Below are 18,746 nucleotides of genomic sequence, written 5' to 3' on the forward strand. Positions count from 1 at the left end.
CGCGCGCGACCCGACCGGGAGTCAGCCATGGGAGCCGAAACCATCGTCATCACCGGCGCCTCGGGCGGGGTCGCGACCCTGCTGCGGCCGCGCGTTCGGCGTGCCGACCGCGAGATCCGCCTGCTCGACCTGCACGCCCCCGCCCGGCCGCCGGAGGTGGGCGAGACCTTCGTCGAGCGCTCGGTCGCCGACCTCGACGGTCTCGTCGAGGACTTCGCGGGCGCCCGGGCGGTCATCCACCTCGGTGGCAAGAGCCGCGAGGCGAGCGCCGCCGACGTGATCGAGCACAACATCCGGGGCACCTACAACGTTCTGGAGGCCGCCCGGCGCGCCGGTGTCGACCGGGTCGTCCTGGCGTCCTCCAACCACGCGGTCGGTTTCCACGACCGCGCCGACATTCCGGCCGGCGGTCTTCCCGCCGACGTCCCGGCGCGGCCCGACACCCTCTACGGCTGGTCCAAGGTCTCCATCGAGTCGGCGGGCCGGTTGTTCGCCGACCGTTTCGGCATGAACGTGATCTGCCTGCGCATCGGCGTCTGGTTCAGCAGTCCGGCGGACGTGCGGGGCCTGGCGCTGTGGATGTCGCCCGACGACGGCGGCCGGCTCATCGAGGCGTGTCTGTCCACTCCGGACCCCGGCTACCGGCTGGTGTGGGGCGTCAGCCGCAACACGCGCGGCTGGTACTCCCTCGCCGAGGGCGAGGCGATCGGTTATCACCCGCAGGACGACTCAGAGGTCTACGCCGAGGAGCTGATCGCGAGGTTCGGGCCGCTCGACGAGGACGACCCGGAGCTGCGCCGGGTCGGCGGTAACTGGTGCTCGATCCCTTTGGGGGAGCCGAACTAACCGGGGAAGTCGCGCCGCTTCAGCTTGGCCATCCGGCCGTCGGGGTGGTGCCACACGATGCCCTCGAAGGGCCGCGCGCGAAGCCAGTCGCGCAGTCCGTCCCGGTCGCGGGGCGCGGCGGCGAAGTCCTCGTCGACCTCCGGCGCGGCCCATCCGTGGCGTACCAGGGCATGCGCGTCGAATCCTTCGGGGTTCCGGTTGATCTTCGGGCCCAGGAGTTCGTAGGTGCCGGGCTCGAAGTCCTCGCCGCCGGTGAGCGCCTCGGCGTGGAACTTCGCGAAGGCCGACTGCCCGACGGGTTCCCAGCCGACGGTCTTGCCGGTGTTGGGGTCGGTCTCCTCGGGCCGGTAGTCCGGCGGGGCGGTCTTACCCGGCTTGACCTCCCGGCGCGCCCACCAGGTGCCGTCGGTGTCGAGGAGGACGCAGGTCCCGTCGTACTTGCGGGTCGCGGTGCCCTCGCCGTCGAGGACCCAGGCGCAGTCCGGGTGGACCTCGCGGGTCACGAGCTTCATGTCCTGGGGGTCGCGGCCGAACAGGGTGGGGATCTTCTTCACGTCGTCTCCTCGGGGTGGAGTGCAATGTGGACGGTAGCGGTGGCGGGCAAACCGGGGCGAGTCCATTCCCGCGCGGCCCGGTACCGGATACGCTGCCGAGATCAACTCCGGCCGACCCGTGAGAGGAAGCGACCGCCATGGTGACCGTCTCCGGACACGCCTACCCCTGGGACGTCCTGGGCGATGCCGACTTCGTTGCACGCGTCGCCGACCACGGCGTCCCTACCGTGACCCTCGCGGCCGCCTACCATTCCGCCCGCGCGGCGACACCGCTTCACCCCGCCCACCAGATCGTCGACGCCACCTGCGCGGCCCTGTACCGCCCGGTCCGCGACGAGGTCTGGCAGGGCAGGCGACTGCGCCCCGCCGCTCCACAGTGGATGGATGCCTCCGATCCCTACGGCCAGGCCGCCGCCGAGCTGAAGGCGGCCGGTCTCTCCGTCGCCGCCTGGGTCGTCCTGACCCACAACACGCGCCTGGGTACGGCCTTTCCCGAGCTCACCGTCGTCAACTGCTTCGGCGAGCGCTACCCCTACGCCCTGTGCCCCGCGCAGGAAGAGGTGCGCGACTTCGCCGCGACGCTGGCCGCCGAGGCGATCCGCGACGCCCCCGTCGACGTGGTGTCGCTGGAGGCGTGCGGCCAACTCGGCCTGGCCCACCTGGGTCACCACGAGAAGTCCGACGGCGCTTGGACGCCCGAGGCCGCGCGCCTGCTGTCGGTGTGCTGCTGCGGGATCTGCACCGGTGGCTGGCGAGAACGGGGCCTCGACCCGGCGGCCGTCGTCAAAGCCCTCCGCACCGCCGTCACCGGCGAAGCCCACGGGACACCCGCCCCACTCGACGCCGACGTCGAAGCCCTCATCCTCGCCACCCGCCACGCCTCGGCCGACAAGCTGCGCGCCCAGGTCCTCGCCGCTGTCAGGGGAGTCGCGCCGACCGCTCCCGTCACCCTGCACGCCGGCCCCGACCCCTGGGCCACCGGCCCGTCCCCGGGCATCACAGCGCAGGCCCTGACAGAAGTCGACGCCCTTCTGGTTCCCGCCTGGCCCACCGCGACCACCACCGCCGACACCGTCACCCGCGCCGCGAACCTCGGCCTCCCCGTCGACGCCTACGTCACGGTCCTCCCACCGGCCGACGAGAGCGATGTGCTGCCGCACGTCCGCCGCCTGGTGGAGGCGGGCGCGCAGCGGCTCAGCCTGTACCACCTGGGGCTCGCGCCGAGGTGGAAGCAGCGGCTGTTCGCGGAGATCTGCCGGGCGGTCGCGGCCTGACGGGTGGGACGTTCGCTGTGGTGTGAGGGCACGCAGCGGTGACCGAAGCGCTGGCCGTTCGTGCCGGTCGCCACGTCGTCCGGTCGGAGGCATCGGTGTTAGTTCAAGGCCACCTCACCCGGCAGCACGGGACTGACCCGCGCGACCTGACCTTCGCTCTCATGGACGTGGAGACGACCGGCCTTCACCCCGTGGGCCACAACCTTGAGTTCGAGGACAGGTTCTTGATCTCGGAGTTCAAACGACTCGGTGTCCGGATCACCGGAATTCCCGGTCTGTGCACACCCGCCATGGCCAGGACTCAGCTCGATCGGAAGGGATACCGCCTCGGGAGTGTCGCTCACGTCATCACCGGCAGCCGGCCACGGTGTCTTCACCGCGCTCTCGACGGGGCGCGGACTCTCGGGTGGATCTGCGGACGATGATCGCCGAAGCACCGCAGCCCTTGTCGTGGCACGGGCCGACACCGTCGGCCTTGCCTGAGATCCAGCGGACCGGTCTGATCTGCCCGCGAGCCGTCGAGCTCCGTCGAGGAGAGGCCAAGGAACTCGCGGCCACAACCCTCATCCACGATTTGGAGGCGGAGGCCGAAGGCGAGCGCGCCCGCCGGAACGGGCCTTTGAAGGGCTGGCGTCTGTTCGCCGTCGCCGATTCACACGCTGCCGGAGAAGTCATGGATCTCGCCATCGAGAGTGGCGCGAAGGCGGCTGTGAACGTGACGAAGACCGTCATCTTCGTGATCGCCGACGACGCGCCTGCGGATGACCCGCGGATCCGTGCTGCGCATGAGCACGATGTGGAAGTCGTCTCCGTCCACAACTTCCTCACCTGACGACCGCGGCGGCCCCCGAAGCCGGGAACCGCCGCGTCACACCCCTCCCGCTACCAGAACAGCCGCACCTTCCTGCGCCGTGCTAGCACGAACAGCCCGCCGCCGCCCACCGCGACCACGGCCGCCAGCGCGATCAGCACCGGCACGGCCACACCGGTCGTGGCGAGCCCGTCGTCGCCGCCGTCCCTGCCGCCGAACAGGTCGGCTGCCTTCCCGAGGTCGGCGAAGACCGTCTCGCCGGTGGCGTCCTCGACGGCGTCGTTGTCGGTGACGGCGTAGACGCGACCGTTTCCGGCGATCGCGAGGCCTTCGAGCTTGTCCTGCGTCCAGCCGTGCCCGGCCGTAAGCACCGGGAGCACGTCGACGGCCTGCTTCTTCGGCGCCACCGGGGGAGTACCGGTGGCAGTCGGCGCGACCCCGGCCAGGTCCACTGTGTACACGCGCTTGACCTTCGCCGAGGGGCCGCGCAGGTTGTCGCGTTCGATCACGGCGAGGGTCTCGTCGTCGAGTGCGATGATCTCGCTGAGGCCGACCGTCGCGCCTTCCGGTGCCGCGTCGAGCTCGTAGGACAGCCAGGTCCACTCGCCGGTGGCGACCGCGTAGCGGCCGATGCGGGCGGCGTCCTCACCGTCGACGGGCCGCTGCACGGCGACCCACACGACCTCGTCGGCGCCGTTGCCGGTCGCGGTGACGCCTTCGAGGCCGTTGTCGGAGACGGCGCCGGCGACCTCGGCGGGAAGGGGGATCTCCCGCTCGACGACGGCGTCGGCGTCGAGACGCACCAGCAGGTTGGGCACGTCCTTGCTCGGCTTGCCCTCGCTGGCCAGCCAGTACCCGCCCGCGGGCCGCGCGAAGACACCCTCACCGTCGTAGCCGACGGGCGCGCCGTCCTTGGTGACCGCTTTCGACGACGTGATCCGCGCGGGCGAGGCCGCGACATCGATGCTCAGCAGCCGCGTCTCGGCGTAGGCCGAATCGGTCACGGCGTACAGCTTGTCGGCCGCGGCGGGATCGGCGGACAGGCCGGACAGGGTGCCCCACGGGATCGGGGTGCCCTCGACGGTGTCCGACACGATGGTCGGGAAGGCCGGCTCCCCGCCGAGCCGGAACAGCTGCACGGAGGAGCGGATCCCCTCGTCGGCCAGGTCCTCCTCGCTCGACACGATGAACAGCCCGCGCGACGGCACGCTCACCAGGCCCTCGGGCCCGTTGGTGACCGGCAGGATCTGCGTGAACCGCGGCTTCGCGGGGTCGGCGACGTCGTAGACGGCGACGAAGTTGCCGCGCTCGGCCGCCACGAACAGGTAGGGCTTTGCGTCGAAGACGCCAAAGGAGATGCCCTCCGGCTCGGCGCCGGCGTTCTCGGAGCGGTGCTCGGGGTAGAGGCCGTGCGCGATCGCCAGGTGCTCGAAGGAGTTCCCGGCGTCGGAGACGATCCGGCCGTCGGTGCCGAAGACGGTCCAGCCGCGGCTGCCGCCCTTCCAGTCGCCCTCGTTGGCGGTGGCGATCAGGTCGTCGCCGATCCAGGTCACCGCGTCGGGCTCGCGCGGCGCCGTCAGTGAACCGGTCGGATCGATGACGCCGTCCTCGACGGTGTCCACACCGTCCACAGTGGCCGTCCCAGCGGAGAAGTCGCCGGTCACCTTCGCCTGGGCGACGTCGACGAAGACGACGTGGTTGTTCTCCTGCAGGGTGACCGCGGCCAGGCCCTGGGAGTTGATCGCGACGTACTCGGGCTCCGGGTCGTCTCCCGCCACCTCGGCGATGCCGGTCAGCGCGACCTCGCGGACCGAGTAGTCGCCGAGGTCGACAATGGACAGGAAACCGGCCGGCGCCTGCGGGAGATCCCCGTCGGCGACGTCCTCGTCGCGCTCGTTCTCGATGGCGATCGCGACGAAGGCGTCACCGGCGTCGACGGCGATCGAGTCGGGCTGCCCGCCCAGCTCCACCGTTTCGACGACCTCGCGCGTGGCGGCGTCGAGCACCACCAGCTGCCCCGAGGTGTCGACGAAGTCCGCGCTGGTGTTGACGACGGCGAGGATCCGGTCCCCGGCGACCGCCACCGACGTCGGTTCCCCGTCGAGCGCGAGGATCCCGGCGGCCTTGGGCGCATTCGGGTCGGAGATGTCGACGAAGCCCAGCCGCTCGCCGGGGGAGTCGGTGTAGACCAGTGTGTTCCCGTCGTCGGTGACCGCCGAGATCTCGGCGGCGGTCTCCTCGCCGATGGATGTGTTCAGGTGGACCGGGAAGGTCGCCGCGCGCTGGAACACCGCGGTGTCCTCGGCCTGGGCGGGGGCGGATACGGGCACGATGAACGCCGCGGTCAGGCCGGTGGAACCGGCGAGCAGGCGCAAGAGGGGGAGTCGCACGCGATGTGTCTATCGGCCACCGGAGGCCGAGAGGTGAACGGCGGATGACCGGGCACCGACAGCAGTGCGGGCCCTGCGCGCCAGTCGGACAATAGCCGCAGGTCAGCGGCTCGCGGTCGCGGGCATTTCGGTGCGGGTGGCCGAATCCGCACCGGGTCGGCGGATCGTCCCGATGAACCGCGCGAGTCCGAAGAGCGCGTATCCGCACAGGATGAGCGCGGCGAAGAAGGCCAGGACGGTGGAGACGAAGTCGTCGTTGTGCGGGTCGAAGAGGTTCGCGTAGGCCTGCACACCGGTCGACAGCAGGAACACGAAGTACAGCAGCGGCGGCAGCACCCACGTGAGCGGCTCCCACGGCCGCGTCCGGAGCTGGGCGCCGCCGACGAACAGGTAGTCGGCGACCACGACGATCGGCGTGACCAGGTGCTCGAAGAGCAGGCCGGTGTGGTCGAGACCCGGGTGCAGAAAAAGGATCGAGGTCAGCGAGATGAGCACCATCAGGACCGCCATCGCCCCGCGCGGCCAGGCCGTCGGCGGCTCATGCGTCCGGCCGCCGGTGAACACCGGCACCAGCGCCAGTCCGATGTAGACGATGCCGACCGCGAGGCTGCCCAGGCTGCTCAGGTAGTAGAAGTCGTCGACCTCGTCGACGGTGAAGTAGACCCCGACCAGGCCGCACACGGCCACGCCCAGGCGCCACAGGGTGAGCAGCGCGAGTGCGACGGGACTGACGCGGGAGCTGGTGGTCATCGGGATCCCTTCGAAAGGCTTGGCGGAAGGGTAGTGCCGGTGGTCAACGGCGAGACTTCGCAGAGGTCCGATTTCTGCAAGATCGGCGCTCCGGACGCGCATAGCGTCGCCGCATGAACGACATCATCGGCAAGGCCGAGACCTATCTCTGGCGCAGCGGACGCGTACTCGAACAGCTTCACTTCGGGCATCTGTTCCGCGGTGGGAGCGCCGACGCCGTCCGCACCGCCCTCGACGCCTACCGTGCGGCCGACGGCGGCTACGCCTATGGCATGGAGCCCGACGTGCGCGGCCCCGAGTCGCAGCCGGCCACGCTGCGCTCGGCGCTCGACGTCCTCGCTTCCGTCGGCCGCCTCGACCGCTCGACGGCCCTCCCGATCCTCGACTGGCTCACCACCGTCACCGCCCCCGACGGCGGCGTCCCCGCCGTCCTGCCGAGCCTGCGCAAATACCCGCGCCCCACCTGGCTGCCCATCCCCGACGAGCCGCGCGGGCAGCTGCTCCCCACGGCCGAGATCGTGGGCCACATGCTCGGCGGCGGCATCGACCACCCGTGGCTCGCTCCGGCCGCCGAGTTCTGCCGCCGGACCGTCGCCGAACTGCGTGAGTCCCACCCCTACGAGATCGAGGCGGCCGTCACGTACCTCGACGGCCTGCTCGACCGCGGCCAGGCCCTCGCCGCCGCCGCCGGACTCGGCCGCTTCGTCCGTGATCAGCGCCACGTGGCGCTCGACCCGCTCGACCCCGCCGACGCCTACCTCGCCTCGGGCTACGCCCCCGGTGAACACCACTACGCGTACGACTACGCGCCCACCCCGGACAGCGTCGCCGCCGCCTGGTTCACACCGTCGGAGATGGACGCCGCGCTCGACTTCCTGGGCGCTGAACAGCGAGATGACGGCGGCTGGCCGATCGGATGGGCCCGCTGGTCACCGACCACGGAGTTCGAGGCACGCCCGGGCGCGACGGTGCGCGCGCTGCGGATCCTGCGGGCCTGGGGACGGCTGTAGGAGCTACCGGGCGAATTCGCCCGGACATCGAAGTCCACCGAACGCCCGATCAACTCGGCATTCGTCTCCGGTAAGGTGAGCCTGCCCTTACACCACGGACCGAGAGACACCCCCATGCGCCGCCGCACCCTGCTCCATTCTGTCACCGCCTTCACCGCCGCCGCACTCGTCCTCGCCGGCTGCGGTGGCGGAGGCGACGACGACCAAGACGCCGCCCCCACCGGAGGCGCCTGGTCGTACACCGCCGGCGACGGCAAGACCTACACCGCCGAGAAGACCCCGACCCGCATCATCGCCCACGCGTACGCCGCGAAGGCCCTGATGGAGTTCGGCATCAAGCCCGTCGGCATCTACGCCGACGGCAAGATCACCGAGGACGTCGGCCTCAAGGGCGTCGACTTCACCGGTGTCGAGATCCTCGGCGAGGAGTGGGGCAAGATCGACGCCGAGAAGGCCGTCACGCTCGCCCCCGACCTCATCGTCGCCGACTGGTGGCCCGCCGAAGAGGTCTACAGCGGCCAGGAAGAGGGCGTCGAGGACTCCGCCAAGAAGCTCTCCGAGCTCGCCGACGTCGTCGGCCCGGCCCAGGGCGACTCCATCCTCGGCGTCATCGAGGGCTACGCCGAGCTGGCCAAGTCGCTCGGCGCCGACACCACCGTCATCGAAGGCCACCGCAAGACCTTCGACGAGGCCCTTGAGCGCTTCAAGACCGCCACCGCCGCCAAGCCGAACCTCACCGCGCTGGCCATCAGCCCCTACGACGACATCTACGCCGTCGCCGTCCCGAAGTACGCGCCGGAGCTCCTCGACTTCCAGAAGTGGGGCCTGAAGGTCATCGACCCCGAGACCCCCGACCCCGAGTTCCCGTACTGGGAGTCGCTCAGCTTCGAAAACGCCGACAAGTACCAGCCCGACGTGCTGCTCTTCGACGACCGCAACGCCCCCGGCGGCCAGGAGAAACTCGCCTCGCAGCCGATCGCCAACAGCATCAAGGCCTACGCCGCCGGCGCCATGACCGAATGGCCCGCCTACTGGCTGCACACCTACACCGACTACGCCGCCCAGCTCGACCGCCTGACCACGTTCATCCAGGCGGCCGACGAGAACATCGGCGACTAACCATGGTCACCACCGGGAGGCCGCCCGCCAAGGCGGCCTCCACCGCGGCCGAACCGCCGAGAACCTCGATCACCAAAGGGATCGGGCTCGGCGGCGGCCTCCTCATCGGCCTGGGCGTCATCGCCGTCCTCGCCTTCTTCAGCATCGCCCTCGGCTCCCGGTCGATCACCATCCAGACCGTCATCGACGCGTTCTTCGACCCCGACGCGACCTCGACCGACCTCACCGTCATCCGCGACATGCGCGTCCCGCGAACGCTTCTGGCGATCGTCGTCGGCATGGCCCTCGGCATTGGCGGCACCCTCCTCCAAGGCGTGGCCCGCAACCCCCTGGCCGACCCCGGTGTCATGGGCATCAACGCCGGAGCCGCGCTCGCGATCGTCGGCGGCATCATGCTCATCGGCGTGCAGTCGGCCGGCGGATACGTCTGGTTCTCCTTCATCGGCGCCGGCATCGCCACCGTCATCGTCTACGGCCTCGCCGCGACCGGCCGCGAAGGCGCCACACCGGTCAAACTCGCGCTCGCCGGAGCCGCGGTCACCGCCGTGTTCACCTCGGTCACCTCGGCGATCCTGCTGTCCAACGTGGACGTTCTCAACGAGCTGCGGTTCTGGCAGGTAGGCGCCCTGTCCGGCCGTTTCATGCCGATCTTCTGGCAGCTGGCGCCCTTCCTGGTGATCGCCTCGGCGATCGCGCTGTTCGCCGGCCGCCCCCTCAACACCCTGGCGCTCGGCGACGACGTCGCCCGCGCCCTCGGCCAGCCCGTCGCGCTGACCCGCACGATCGTGTTCGTGCTCATCGCGGTCCTGTGCGGAGCCTCGACCGCCGCCGCCGGACCGATCGCCTTCCTCGGCCTGATGGTCCCGCACCTCGCCCGTTTCATCTGCGGCCCCGACTACCGCTGGATCCTGCCCTTCTCGGCGATCCTCGGCCCCATCCTGCTGCTCGCCTGCGACATCGCCGGCCGCGTCGTCGCCGCGCCCGGCGAACTCCAGGTCGGCGTGGTCATCGGCATCGTCGGCGCCCCCGTCTTCATCGCCCTCGCGCGATTCCGCAAGCTGGTGGAACTGTGACCAGGACAGCGATCGCGCCGGCCGCCAGGAGCTTCCGCGCGCACCGGCGCGCCCGCGTCCGCTGGGGAATCGCGCTGTCGGCGGGACTGGCCATCGCCGTCGTGGTCATCTTCGTGCTCTCCATGTCCGTCGGCAGCGTCACCGTTCCACCGCTGGACGTCGTGCTGGCCACGATCGGCTCCCCGACGGAGAAGTGGCACACCTTCATCATCTACGAGCTGCGGCTGCCGCGCGCGATCACCGCCGTGGTCGTCGGACTCGCCCTCGGCGCGTCCGGCGCGATCTTCCAGCGCCTGCTGCGAAACCCGCTGGCCTCGCCGGACTTCCTCGGCGTGTCCTCGGGCGCCAACGTCGCCGTCGTCGCCGGGTTCGTGCTGTGGAACCTGACCGGCTACCAGCTGTCGACGGCCGCCATCATCGGCGGTTTCGCCACCGCGATCCTCATCTACGTGCTCGCCTGGCGCGGCACCGTCAGCGGCTACCGCTTCATCCTCGTCGGCATCGGCATCTCGTCGCTGATGGCCTCGGCGACCTCCTATCTGCTGACGCGCGCCACGATCTCCGACGCCAAGGCCGCCATGTCGTGGCTCATCGGCTCGGTGGGCATGGCCAAGACCAGCGACATCATCGCCCTGGCGGTGGCCCTCGTCCTGCTGCTGCCGGCCTCGGCGTTCCTCGGGAAACGACTGCGGGTGCTCGAACTCGGCGACGGGACCGCCACCGCGCTCGGCGCCCGGGTCACCCTCGACCGCCTCCTGCTCATGCTGGCCGCGGTCATCCTCGTCGCCCTCGCCACCGCCGCCGCGGGCCCCATCGCCTTCGTCGCGCTCATGGCCGGTCCCATCGCCTCGCGCATCTCGCCGCGCGCCGACGAGAGCATCTTCCGCGCGGCCTGCGTCGGCGCGCTGATCGTGCAGCTGTCGGACATGACCGCCCAGCACCTCCTCGCCACGCCGATCTCCACGGGCATCGTGACCGGCTTCGTCGGCGCCCCGTACATCGCGTGGATCATCATCCGTGCCAACAAGAGCGGAGCAGCAGGGTGACCAGCAGCCACAGTCTTGAGGTAGCCGACCTCACCCTCGGCTACGACGACCGCAACATCGTCGAACGGGTCACTACGACCATTCCGGCCGGTGAGATCACCGCCATCATCGGGGCCAACGCCTCCGGGAAGTCGACGCTGCTGCGCGGTGTCGCCCGGCTCCTCAAGCCTCGCAACGGATCGGTGATCCTCGACGGCAAGGCCGTGCACGACATGCGCAGCCTCGACGTCGCCAAGGTCATCGGTCTGCTCCCGCAGTCGCCGGTGGCGCCGGATTCCATCACCGTCGGCGACCTCGTCAGCCGCGGCCGATACCCCCACCAGGGCTGGTTCGCGCGCTGGAACGCCGAGGACGACAAGGCCGTCGGTGACGCCCTCGAAGCCACCGGTACCGCGGAACTCGTCGACCGCAAGCTCGCCGAACTGTCCGGTGGGCAGCGCCAGCGCGTCTGGATCGCCATGGCCCTGGCCCAGGGCACCGACATTCTCCTGCTCGACGAGCCCACCACGTACCTCGACATCAACTACCAGGTCGAAGTGCTGGACCTTCTGACAGATCTGAACCGCCGCAGCGGCGCCACCATCGTCATGGTCCTCCACGAGCTGAACCTCGCCTGCCGCTACGCCGACCACGTCGTGGCCATGAGGAGCGGCGGCATCGTCGTCGAAGGCCGCCCCAACGAGGTCATCACCTCCGACGTCGTCCAGGAGGTCTTCGGGCTCTCGTGCGACGTCATGCCCTGCCCGCGCAGCGGTACGCCGATGGTGATCCCGCTCGGACGCCACCACATGGCGGAGAGGGAGGCCGTGCGGGCGGGTTGACCCCGGCTCCCCACGGCTCCCGCCCGATCGAGTGGGCGTCTCACCCGATCAGGCCCTCCCGTTTCACGCTCTCGCCCTCCTGTGACTCTCCCAGAGGTCAGCTCACATCGAGGTGGGAGAGCCCATGTACGAACTGTGGTTGGTCGTCCTTGCCGGCTGCGCGATGGTCGCGCTGCGCGGCACTCTCGCGATCACCCGGCTGATCGTCGTCACGCGGGGGAACCTCGCCGCCGAGCGCCAACGGGGGCAGACGCTCATCGTTCTCGCGGCCGTCGACGCCATGCGCGCCGGCTCCGTCCATCATGGACCGAACGACACCGTCGAGAGCGCCGAGGTGCACCGATGACAGACGACGACTTCGACGCGTTCTACCTCGCCCAGCTGCCCGCGCTCGTCGGATTCCTCACCAAGCTCGGCGGCAGCCGCGAGGACGCCCGCGACTGTGCGCAGACCGCGTTCGTCAAGGCCTACGAGCGCTGGGCGGAGATCACGGCGCCACGCGCCTGGATCTACGAGACCGCGCGCAACGTCCTCTATCGGCAGCGCACGCGCAGCAGACGGGAACGGGACCGCACCGAATGCACCATCGGCTGGTGGACGGTCGACGCGGTCCAGGCCGCCACCGACGAGGATGACGGCGAGCTGCTCGCGGCCATCGCCGCACTGCCGACCCGTCAGCGCGAGGTGATGTCGCTTTACCACGTGGGCTTCACGCCGACCGAGATCGCGCGGATTCTCGCGATCAAGCCCGAGGCGGCTCGGGGGAGCCTGTCTTGTGCCAGGAGAACGCTCAAGGCCAAGTTCACCGTCAAGGGGGAGATGACATGAACGAACGACCGGAGTTCAGCGGCTTCGACGCGCTGGTCGCACGGGCCGACCGCCGTACGGCCGCCCGCTTCCGCCGTGAGCACGACCTCGTCGCCGGCCTCGCCGAGGTCAAGCGCCGGGCCGGTGCCCGCATGCGGGAAGCCGGTGCACACGTCGAGATCGCGGTGCCGGCACCCTGTCCCGCGACCGGAGCGCGCGGCGAGGGGGACGCCGTGCACGTCTTCGTGTCGCGGCGCCTGGAGATCACTGTCAGCACCACCGAGGCCGCCGGAAAGGGGGCGCATCTCGACGGATGGCTCGCGCCACCGGGCGAGTACGAGGTCACGGTCGTCGCCGGCGACGAGACCCGCCGTGTCGAGAGCGATGCCGGCGGCCGCTTCGCCGTCCCGGCAGTGGCGGCCGGACCGGTGACCGTCACGGTGCACCTGGAACCGGGCCCTCCCCTTGCGACCCCGGAGATCGAGCTCTGACGGGCTCCGTCCGGCGGGCGATCAGTCCGCCGGACGGAGCGCGGTTCAGGCGTCAGAGCCACCGCCGAATCGCGTCCACCGTGGACTCCGGCGATGTGTTGAAGCACAGCCTGATGCCCGGGTGCGTCTCGACCAGGGCGTTGATCAGGCGCTCGAACAGCGGAGTCTGGGCGGCGTCCATGCGGATGCCGGCGCCGATCATGGCGACGCGGAAGGGGCCGTCGGCGGTGGTGGCGCGGATCTGCGCCTCGGCCTTGGCGGGGTCGGCGGAGACGTAGCAGGGGACGAAGTCGATGCCCTGGGCGCGGATGGCGGCCTCGCCGGCGGTGACGCGCTCAAGGAGGATCTCCTTGGTGAGGCCGGGAAAGTTGCTGTAGTCGAGTTCGTCGGGGTGCAGGCCGATCGAGAGTGCTCGTGCGCTGTTCACCATGGAACGTCTCCTGTCCTGTCGAAGAAGCCGCCGGTGGGACCGTCGGCTTCGACGGTCGCCAGACGGATGATCGCATCCGTGCCCTCTTCGACGGTCTGGACGCCGGCATTGTCGGTCATGTCGGTGGCGGTGTAGCCGGGATCGACGGCGTTGACGCGGATGCCGTCGAGGCCGGCGGCGTACTGGACGGTGACCATGTTCAGGGCCGCCTTCGACGCCGGGTAGGCGAGCATGGGCGGCACCATTCCCGCGAAGCGCGGGTCGCGGGTGACGGCGATGGAGCCCATGCCGCTGGAGACCATGACGATTCGCGGGTTGCCGGCCTTGCGCAGCAGGGGAAGGAAGGCGTTGGTGACGCGGACGGCGCCGAGAACGTTGACGTCGAGGACATCGCGGACCTCGTCGGCCGTGGTGTCCTCGGGATGCGTGGGCGGGGCGCCGATCCCGGCGTTGTTGATCAGCACGTCGAGGCGGCCGGCGCGTTCGCGGACGAGGTCGGCGGCGGCGATGACCGAGGCGTCGGAGGTGACGTCGAGGGGAAGGAACTCGACGTTGTCCGCGCCCAGCTCCTGCACCGCGGCTTCCCCGCGTGTGCTGTCCCGGGCGGCGAGGAAGACCCGCCAGCCGAGACCCGCGAGCCGCCGGACGGTCTCGCGCCCCAAACCCTTGTTGGCCCCGGTAACCAGGGCGATCGTCGTTGACATGCCACGAGCATCACCGCGCATGCCGCCGACGGCCAGGTACCGCGAGTACTAGGCGGGAAGATCGGCCGCGAGGCACCATTGGCGGGTGGACCGCACCGAACTGGCGACCGTGCTTCGCACCGCCCGCGCCCGCCTCACCCCCGCCGAAGTCGGGTTGCCGCTGCGCACGCGCAGGCAGGTGCCGGGCCTGCGCCGCGAGGAGGTCGCCCGACTGGCCGGGGTCAGCGTCGAGTACGTCGTGCGGCTGGAGCAGGCCCGCGCGCCCAAACCGTCGGATCAGGTGCTGGGGGCGCTTTCCCGGGCGCTTCGGCTCGGCGACGACGACCGCGAACTCCTCTACCGCCTCGCGGGTACCCAGCCCCCGGCGGCCGGCCGCGTCTCGATGACCGTCCGCCCGAGTGTCCGGCGCCTTCTCGACCGCATGGTCGACACACCTGCGGTCATTCTGTCGGCCAAGTCGGACATCCTGGCCTGGAATCCGCCGGCCACAATGATCCTGGGCGACCTCGGCGCTCTATCGACCCGCGACCGCAACCTCGCCCGCAACCGATTCCTCGCCGAGAAGCCGATCCCCGTCACCCTCACTCGCGCCGAGGACGACGCCTCCGCCGCCCACTGCGTCGGCTGCCTCCGCGCCGCCCACGCCCGCTACCCCGGGGACCCCGACCTCATCGCGCTCATCACCGAACTGCGCGCCGAAAGCCCGCGTTTCGAGGAACTCTGGCTCGCCGGCCGCGGTGGCCAGCACCGTCCCGCGACCGCGACGATCGACCACCCCCGGTTCGGGCGGCTGGCGCTCGACTGCGACGTGCTGACGGTGCCGGAGGCCGACCAGAGCGTGCTGGTCTACTCGGCGGCGCCGGGAACGGCGGCGGCTGCGGTGCTGGAGGGATTGCGGCACGGATAGGGCGACCGACGGGCGGCACGCCGGCCGACGGGTGCCGCCTCCGGTTGAGAACGTTAGTTATTGTCAAGCTGTGACGGACGAGATCGTGCACATCTACACCGACGGCGCCTGCCACCCGAACCCCGGCCCGGGCGGATGGGGGGCCCTGTTGCTCCACGACGGGCGGGAGACGGAGCTGTACGGCGGGGACGTCGGGCCGACGACGAACAACCGGATGGAGTTGACGGCGCCGATCGAGGCTCTGCGGAGTCTGCCGGGGCGGTCCACTGTGCACATTCACACGGACTCGACCTATGTGCGCGACGGGATCACGAAGTGGATCGTGCGCTGGCGCAACGACTACTGGCGGACGCGGGACCGGAAGTCGGCGGTGAAGAACGCGGAGCTGTGGCGGGCGCTGGACGCGGCGGTCCGGGAGCACGACGTGACGTGGTTCTGGGTCAAGGGGCACGCGGGGAACGACGGGAACGAGCGCGCCGACCGGCTGGCGGCGCTGGGGATGGCCGAGGAGCTGGCGCGGCCGGTGGGGGAGCGGCGGGCGGTGGCCTACGAGGACTTCGAGGCGGTCGAGGGCGGGTTGTTCTAGCCTCACGACTCGGCGGGTGCGGGGGAGGGGACGGGTTCGCCTTCCTGGGCACCGGAGTAGTACTGGGCACCGAAGGGGGCCGGACCGTCGGGTTGCTCGTAGCAGGGGGTGCTGATGTTGAGGAGGATGCGACCGTCGCCGAAGACGTCGAGTCTTACTTGAAGGTCATTGCTCGGGTTGGTTGTCAACAGGACGAGTCCGTCAGGGATCTCTTTGTAGGCGGCGATTCGCCAGCCCGCCGACTTCCACTGCTCGTGGAGATCCATGCCGAACGGCAATGACCGGTCCGGTGGCGGATACAACTCGAATGCCGCGAGGTAGCTGTAGATGCGATCAGTGTCCTCGCCGCCCTTACCCGTGCACTTGAGCACGTGCGGAGTACCGAATCCCCAGACCAGCTGGGTTTCGGCCAACTCGGCTATCTCAAGGCCTTGTGACTGCACCGATTCCGCGGCTTCGTCGGTGGCCACTTTCGGAACCGCCGGAGCCCCGCCGCAGGCGCCCAAGGTGGCGACTACTACGGCGAGTGGTCCGAGCCGCTTCACTCGACGACCAGTCCGAGTATCTCGTTGCGAGCCGGGGTTTCGACCTTGCGTTCAGAATCCTCAGCAATGACCGCACCCAAGTTCATGAGGCTGGTGCTGCCCTCATCCCAGTAAGCACTATGCCCCGGCGTATCCGTCAGTAGTCTCCGCGCGCCGAAGTCCTCGCCCGCCGGATCCGTCCCATGGTTTCCCCACGCGGTGATCGGGTCGTCGTCGGCCGCCTCGACCCAGACGTGGTCGCTGCCGACCTGAAGCTCGTCGGCGTGGTCGGCACCCACACCGGGGCTGCCGACCAGCACGATGTCGTCCACCGCGAGTCCGTCCCCGCTCGCAGCAGCCACACCAGTGACCAGGGACCCGTAGCTGTGCCCGACAACGGTCGTGTGCGACGGGATCGAGGGGTCGTGGGTGGCGTTGAGGGTGTCGACGAACCTGTCCAGTTCCGGTGCCCCTTCGTGGGCGGCGTCCCTCCGCATCCCCGCCGTCAAAGGGTCGCCGCTCATCGGATCCGGTGCGTCGGGGGTGTCGTAGCCCAGCCAGAAGACCATGGCGGTGTCTCCGTCCGCTGACATCCCGCCGGCGGCGTCGAACATCGCCACCGTCCGGTCGAAGCCGCCGCCCTCGTCGCTGAAGCTCGGCAGGTCCGTCGTCATCCCCGGCACGTAGATCCCCGTGTTGGTCGCCTTGTCGGGGTCGCCGATGGAGGCGACGATGCGGGCGTCGGGCGCGCCGCCCGGGCCCGGCGGGGCGTAGTCGATCAGGTAGGCGCGCTGGTTCGCAGGAAGGTGGTCACGCGATTCCAGGCGGCCGAGCATGTCGCGGGCCCCGGTGGGGTCGTGGCCGACCTCGATGTCGCGGCGCAGGTTCCAGCGGTTGGCCTCGTCGCGCACGAGCGTGGGGAGCCCGTCCATGGCGCCCACTTCCTCAGGGAACGCCAGGAGGTAGGCGCGACGGTCGGGACCCGACAGCGACTCCCACCAGGTCCTCGCCTGCTCGGGCGACATGTTCTCGCGCGGCCACACGACGTCGTCGGCGATGGAGTGCTCATGCGAGTCGTCGCGGATGTCGTTGAACTCGTCCGGCGCGAGGATCCCCGGCCTCTCCGGGGCCAGATCGGTGGCGGCTTTCGCGGCGGCGGCGCTGATCCGCTCGACCTCGGCGAGCAGCGCGCCGATCGTGGTGCCGTACTCGCCCGCGCGAACGGCTGCCGAGGGCCAGGGCCCGGCCGTGCCGGGATCGATCGGCGCGATTCCCGGTGCCGCAACGGTTCCGTCCTCGCCGACGAGCAGTCCGTCGGCCCGGGCGCCGTCGATCACGGCGCACAGCTCGGTGTGGATCGGCCCGACCTGCGCGTGAACCTGTTCGAAGACGTCGGCCATGGCCTCGGCGCGCATCGCGCGGCTCTCGCAGAGTTCGCGGATGCGGGCGACCTCGTTGCGCGCGTTGAAGCTGCCGCTTCCGCTCCAGCGGGCCTGCGACAAGGGGCCGACCATCCTCGGCGCGACGGTGTCGTCGAGGGTGTAGAGGCCCTCGGCGAAATCGCGCCAGATCCGCGCCACATCGGCGAAGGCGGTGACGTCGGTGTCGCGGAAGCGCGCGAACTCCACGCCGGCTACCCGCCCAGGCCGCGCGTGTTCTCGGTGTCCGCCGCCTCGTAGGCCCACGCCGCCGCGCGCAGGCTCCCCGCGAAGCCTTGCAGGCGCTGTTGCAGGTGCCCGAGGTCGTCGTGCCACACCCCGTCGACGAGATCCCGGGTGATCGACGCCAGAACCCAGCCGCTGAGGCGATCGGCGACCTCGCCGCTGTCCCGCTCCAGCGACCGCGCGACGCGGCCGGCCTCCGCCGCGACCTCGTCGGCCACGACCGCGGTCGCGTGCAGCACGGCCGGATCGACGCGCAGGGTCTCGCTCATGGGGCGTCCTTTGTGGGGGAACGAACGTCGGACCGTGTCAGCGTAGCGACTGTGGGTGATGTGGATCAGGGCGGGGATTCGGCATCGAAGGCCCTCGCTGAATGCGCAAGATCGATCTACTTGACGTCGATGGGTAGCTTGGGAGTCCGACGTGCTCGGATCGCAAAACCGGCAGCGATGACACACGGAGGTGCCACGACAAATGGCGGCCGAAATCAAAGTGGACGACCTCGAAGCGCTGTGGCGTTCGGGGGCGGTCGATCTTCCGACCGTGGCGATTCAATACGCCGAGGCGGCGGCCAAGACGCACGCGAGCGCGGTCGGGGAATCCTCGGCCTTCAGTCGCTCCGAAGGCGGAATGGGTCCCCTTCACCCTGTCTTCAAACGGTTGCGCGACACATTCCAGGACCGCGTCCTGGTGCGCACCCACGACAATCTCATCTCCGCGGGCCGCGCGCTGACCAAGATCGCCGACGGTTTCGCGACCACCGACCGGCTCAACGCCGCGCAGCTCAACGAGTACGCCGACTTCAAGACCGGCATCGAGACCGGTCCCGCCTACGAGCGGCCGCCGTCGGTTCCCGAGGCGCCCTCCAGCGGCGATCCGCACCCGGAGGACTCCGGCGGCCATCCCGGACCCAACTGATCGCGACGATTCTTCCGAAAGAGG

22 protein-coding genes are annotated in these 18,746 nt (G+C 70.3%); 14 read left to right on the forward strand and 8 right to left on the reverse strand.

Translation table 11 applies throughout. The features are described from left to right. Positions 1–27 precede the first annotated feature (27 nt). The gene (locus AB0I28_RS29690) at positions 28–846 is read left to right on the forward strand and encodes an NAD(P)-dependent oxidoreductase (RefSeq protein WP_357498846.1); all 819 of its coding nucleotides are present in this window, start codon (positions 28–30) and stop codon (positions 844–846) included. Here the strand turns inward: AB0I28_RS29690 and AB0I28_RS29695 are convergent. Continuing rightward, positions 843–1,400, reverse strand: a complete 558-nt coding sequence (locus AB0I28_RS29695) for a hypothetical protein (protein ID WP_357498848.1) — start codon at positions 1,398–1,400, stop codon at positions 843–845. The two genes, AB0I28_RS29690 and AB0I28_RS29695, sit on opposite strands and share 4 nt — an antisense overlap. Positions 1,401–1,537: 137 nt before the next feature. On the opposite strand from AB0I28_RS29695, the gene AB0I28_RS29700 reads away from it, so the two are divergent. Together AB0I28_RS29700 and AB0I28_RS29705 are read left to right on the forward strand one after the other, a co-directional pair. After that, positions 1,538–2,674 (forward strand): hypothetical protein, encoded by a 1,137-nt coding sequence (locus tag AB0I28_RS29700; RefSeq protein ID WP_357498850.1) that lies wholly within the window; start codon positions 1,538–1,540, stop codon positions 2,672–2,674. A 421-nt stretch (positions 2,675–3,095) separates the two neighbouring features. Beyond that, complete coding sequence (locus AB0I28_RS29705; protein WP_357498852.1) at positions 3,096–3,506, forward strand: hypothetical protein; 411 nt, start codon at positions 3,096–3,098, stop codon at positions 3,504–3,506. Positions 3,507–3,556: 50 nt separating this feature from the next. Here the strand turns inward: AB0I28_RS29705 and AB0I28_RS29710 are convergent, their stop codons facing one another. Further along, positions 3,557–5,875, reverse strand: a complete 2,319-nt coding sequence (locus AB0I28_RS29710; protein ID WP_357498853.1) for an esterase-like activity of phytase family protein — start codon at positions 5,873–5,875, stop codon at positions 3,557–3,559. Positions 5,876–5,977: 102 nt separating this feature from the next. Continuing rightward, the gene (locus AB0I28_RS29715) at positions 5,978–6,625 is read right to left on the reverse strand and encodes a hypothetical protein (RefSeq protein ID WP_357498855.1); all 648 of its coding nucleotides are present in this window, start codon (positions 6,623–6,625) and stop codon (positions 5,978–5,980) included. A gap of 113 nt (positions 6,626–6,738) precedes the next feature. Here AB0I28_RS29715 and AB0I28_RS29720 point away from each other — a divergent pair, with 113 nt between their 5' ends. The 8 genes from AB0I28_RS29720 (at position 6,739) to AB0I28_RS29755 (ending at position 12,992) form a co-directional block, all read left to right on the forward strand. Continuing rightward, positions 6,739–7,635 (forward strand): hypothetical protein, encoded by an 897-nt coding sequence (locus tag AB0I28_RS29720; RefSeq protein WP_357498856.1) that lies wholly within the window; start codon positions 6,739–6,741, stop codon positions 7,633–7,635. Positions 7,636–7,749: 114 nt separating this feature from the next. Beyond that, positions 7,750–8,754: an ABC transporter substrate-binding protein gene (locus AB0I28_RS29725; protein WP_357498858.1), complete on the forward strand. Its 1,005-nt coding sequence runs from the start codon at positions 7,750–7,752 to the stop codon at positions 8,752–8,754. Between the two features lie 2 nt (positions 8,755–8,756). Next, the gene (locus AB0I28_RS29730; protein WP_357498859.1) at positions 8,757–9,827 is read left to right on the forward strand and encodes an iron chelate uptake ABC transporter family permease subunit; all 1,071 of its coding nucleotides are present in this window, start codon (positions 8,757–8,759) and stop codon (positions 9,825–9,827) included. Further along, a complete protein-coding gene (locus tag AB0I28_RS29735) occupies positions 9,824–10,873 on the forward strand; it encodes an iron chelate uptake ABC transporter family permease subunit (RefSeq protein ID WP_357498861.1) in 1,050 nt (349 codons plus the stop codon). Before AB0I28_RS29730 ends, AB0I28_RS29735 begins: the two co-directional genes overlap by 4 nt. Then, complete coding sequence (locus AB0I28_RS29740; protein WP_357498863.1) at positions 10,870–11,694, forward strand: ABC transporter ATP-binding protein; 825 nt, start codon at positions 10,870–10,872, stop codon at positions 11,692–11,694. Before AB0I28_RS29735 ends, AB0I28_RS29740 begins: the two co-directional genes overlap by 4 nt. 124 nt (positions 11,695–11,818) lie before the next feature. Further along, positions 11,819–12,040: a hypothetical protein gene (locus tag AB0I28_RS29745; RefSeq protein WP_357498864.1), complete on the forward strand. Its 222-nt coding sequence runs from the start codon at positions 11,819–11,821 to the stop codon at positions 12,038–12,040. Further along, complete coding sequence (locus tag AB0I28_RS29750) at positions 12,037–12,522, forward strand: sigma-70 family RNA polymerase sigma factor (protein ID WP_357498865.1); 486 nt, start codon at positions 12,037–12,039, stop codon at positions 12,520–12,522. Before AB0I28_RS29745 ends, AB0I28_RS29750 begins: the two co-directional genes overlap by 4 nt. Next, entirely contained in the window at positions 12,519–12,992 is a 474-nt protein-coding gene (locus AB0I28_RS29755; protein ID WP_357498866.1) for a hypothetical protein, read from the forward strand. Before AB0I28_RS29750 ends, AB0I28_RS29755 begins: the two co-directional genes overlap by 4 nt. A gap of 52 nt (positions 12,993–13,044) precedes the next feature. Here the strand turns inward: AB0I28_RS29755 and AB0I28_RS29760 are convergent, their stop codons facing one another. Continuing rightward, positions 13,045–13,422: a hypothetical protein gene (locus tag AB0I28_RS29760; protein ID WP_357498868.1), complete on the reverse strand. Its 378-nt coding sequence runs from the start codon at positions 13,420–13,422 to the stop codon at positions 13,045–13,047. Next, a complete protein-coding gene (locus AB0I28_RS29765; RefSeq protein WP_357498869.1) occupies positions 13,416–14,126 on the reverse strand; it encodes an SDR family oxidoreductase in 711 nt (236 codons plus the stop codon). The genes AB0I28_RS29760 and AB0I28_RS29765 overlap by 7 nt, the downstream gene beginning before the upstream one ends. 85 nt (positions 14,127–14,211) lie before the next feature. On the opposite strand from AB0I28_RS29765, the gene AB0I28_RS29770 reads away from it, so the two are divergent. Together AB0I28_RS29770 and rnhA are read left to right on the forward strand one after the other, a co-directional pair. Then, positions 14,212–15,033, forward strand: a complete 822-nt coding sequence (locus tag AB0I28_RS29770; protein ID WP_357498871.1) for a helix-turn-helix transcriptional regulator — start codon at positions 14,212–14,214, stop codon at positions 15,031–15,033. Between the two features lie 70 nt (positions 15,034–15,103). Further along, positions 15,104–15,619: a ribonuclease HI gene (gene rnhA / locus AB0I28_RS29775; protein WP_357498873.1), complete on the forward strand. Its 516-nt coding sequence runs from the start codon at positions 15,104–15,106 to the stop codon at positions 15,617–15,619. 2 nt (positions 15,620–15,621) lie between these two features. On the opposite strand, the gene AB0I28_RS29780 is transcribed toward rnhA, so the two are convergent. The 3 genes from AB0I28_RS29780 to AB0I28_RS29790 all read right to left on the reverse strand — a co-directional run bounded on the left by AB0I28_RS29780 (position 15,622) and on the right by AB0I28_RS29790 (position 18,076). Then, complete coding sequence (locus AB0I28_RS29780; protein WP_357498875.1) at positions 15,622–16,089, reverse strand: hypothetical protein; 468 nt, start codon at positions 16,087–16,089, stop codon at positions 15,622–15,624. A gap of 71 nt (positions 16,090–16,160) precedes the next feature. Next, a complete protein-coding gene (locus AB0I28_RS29785) occupies positions 16,161–17,771 on the reverse strand; it encodes an alpha/beta hydrolase (RefSeq protein WP_357498877.1) in 1,611 nt (536 codons plus the stop codon). Between the two features lie 5 nt (positions 17,772–17,776). After that, positions 17,777–18,076 (reverse strand): type VII secretion target, encoded by a 300-nt coding sequence (locus tag AB0I28_RS29790; protein ID WP_357498879.1) that lies wholly within the window; start codon positions 18,074–18,076, stop codon positions 17,777–17,779. Between the two features lie 202 nt (positions 18,077–18,278). Between AB0I28_RS29790 and AB0I28_RS29795 the strand changes: the two genes are divergently transcribed. Beyond that, positions 18,279–18,722 carry a hypothetical protein gene (locus AB0I28_RS29795; RefSeq protein WP_357498881.1) on the forward strand — a complete coding sequence of 148 codons (444 nt, stop codon included), beginning with the start codon at positions 18,279–18,281 and terminating at the stop codon, positions 18,720–18,722. Positions 18,723–18,746: the final 24 nt, after the last annotated feature.

Source organism: Phytomonospora sp. NPDC050363 (assembly GCF_040655735.1).
GTDB lineage: Bacteria > Actinomycetota > Actinomycetes > Mycobacteriales > Micromonosporaceae > Phytomonospora.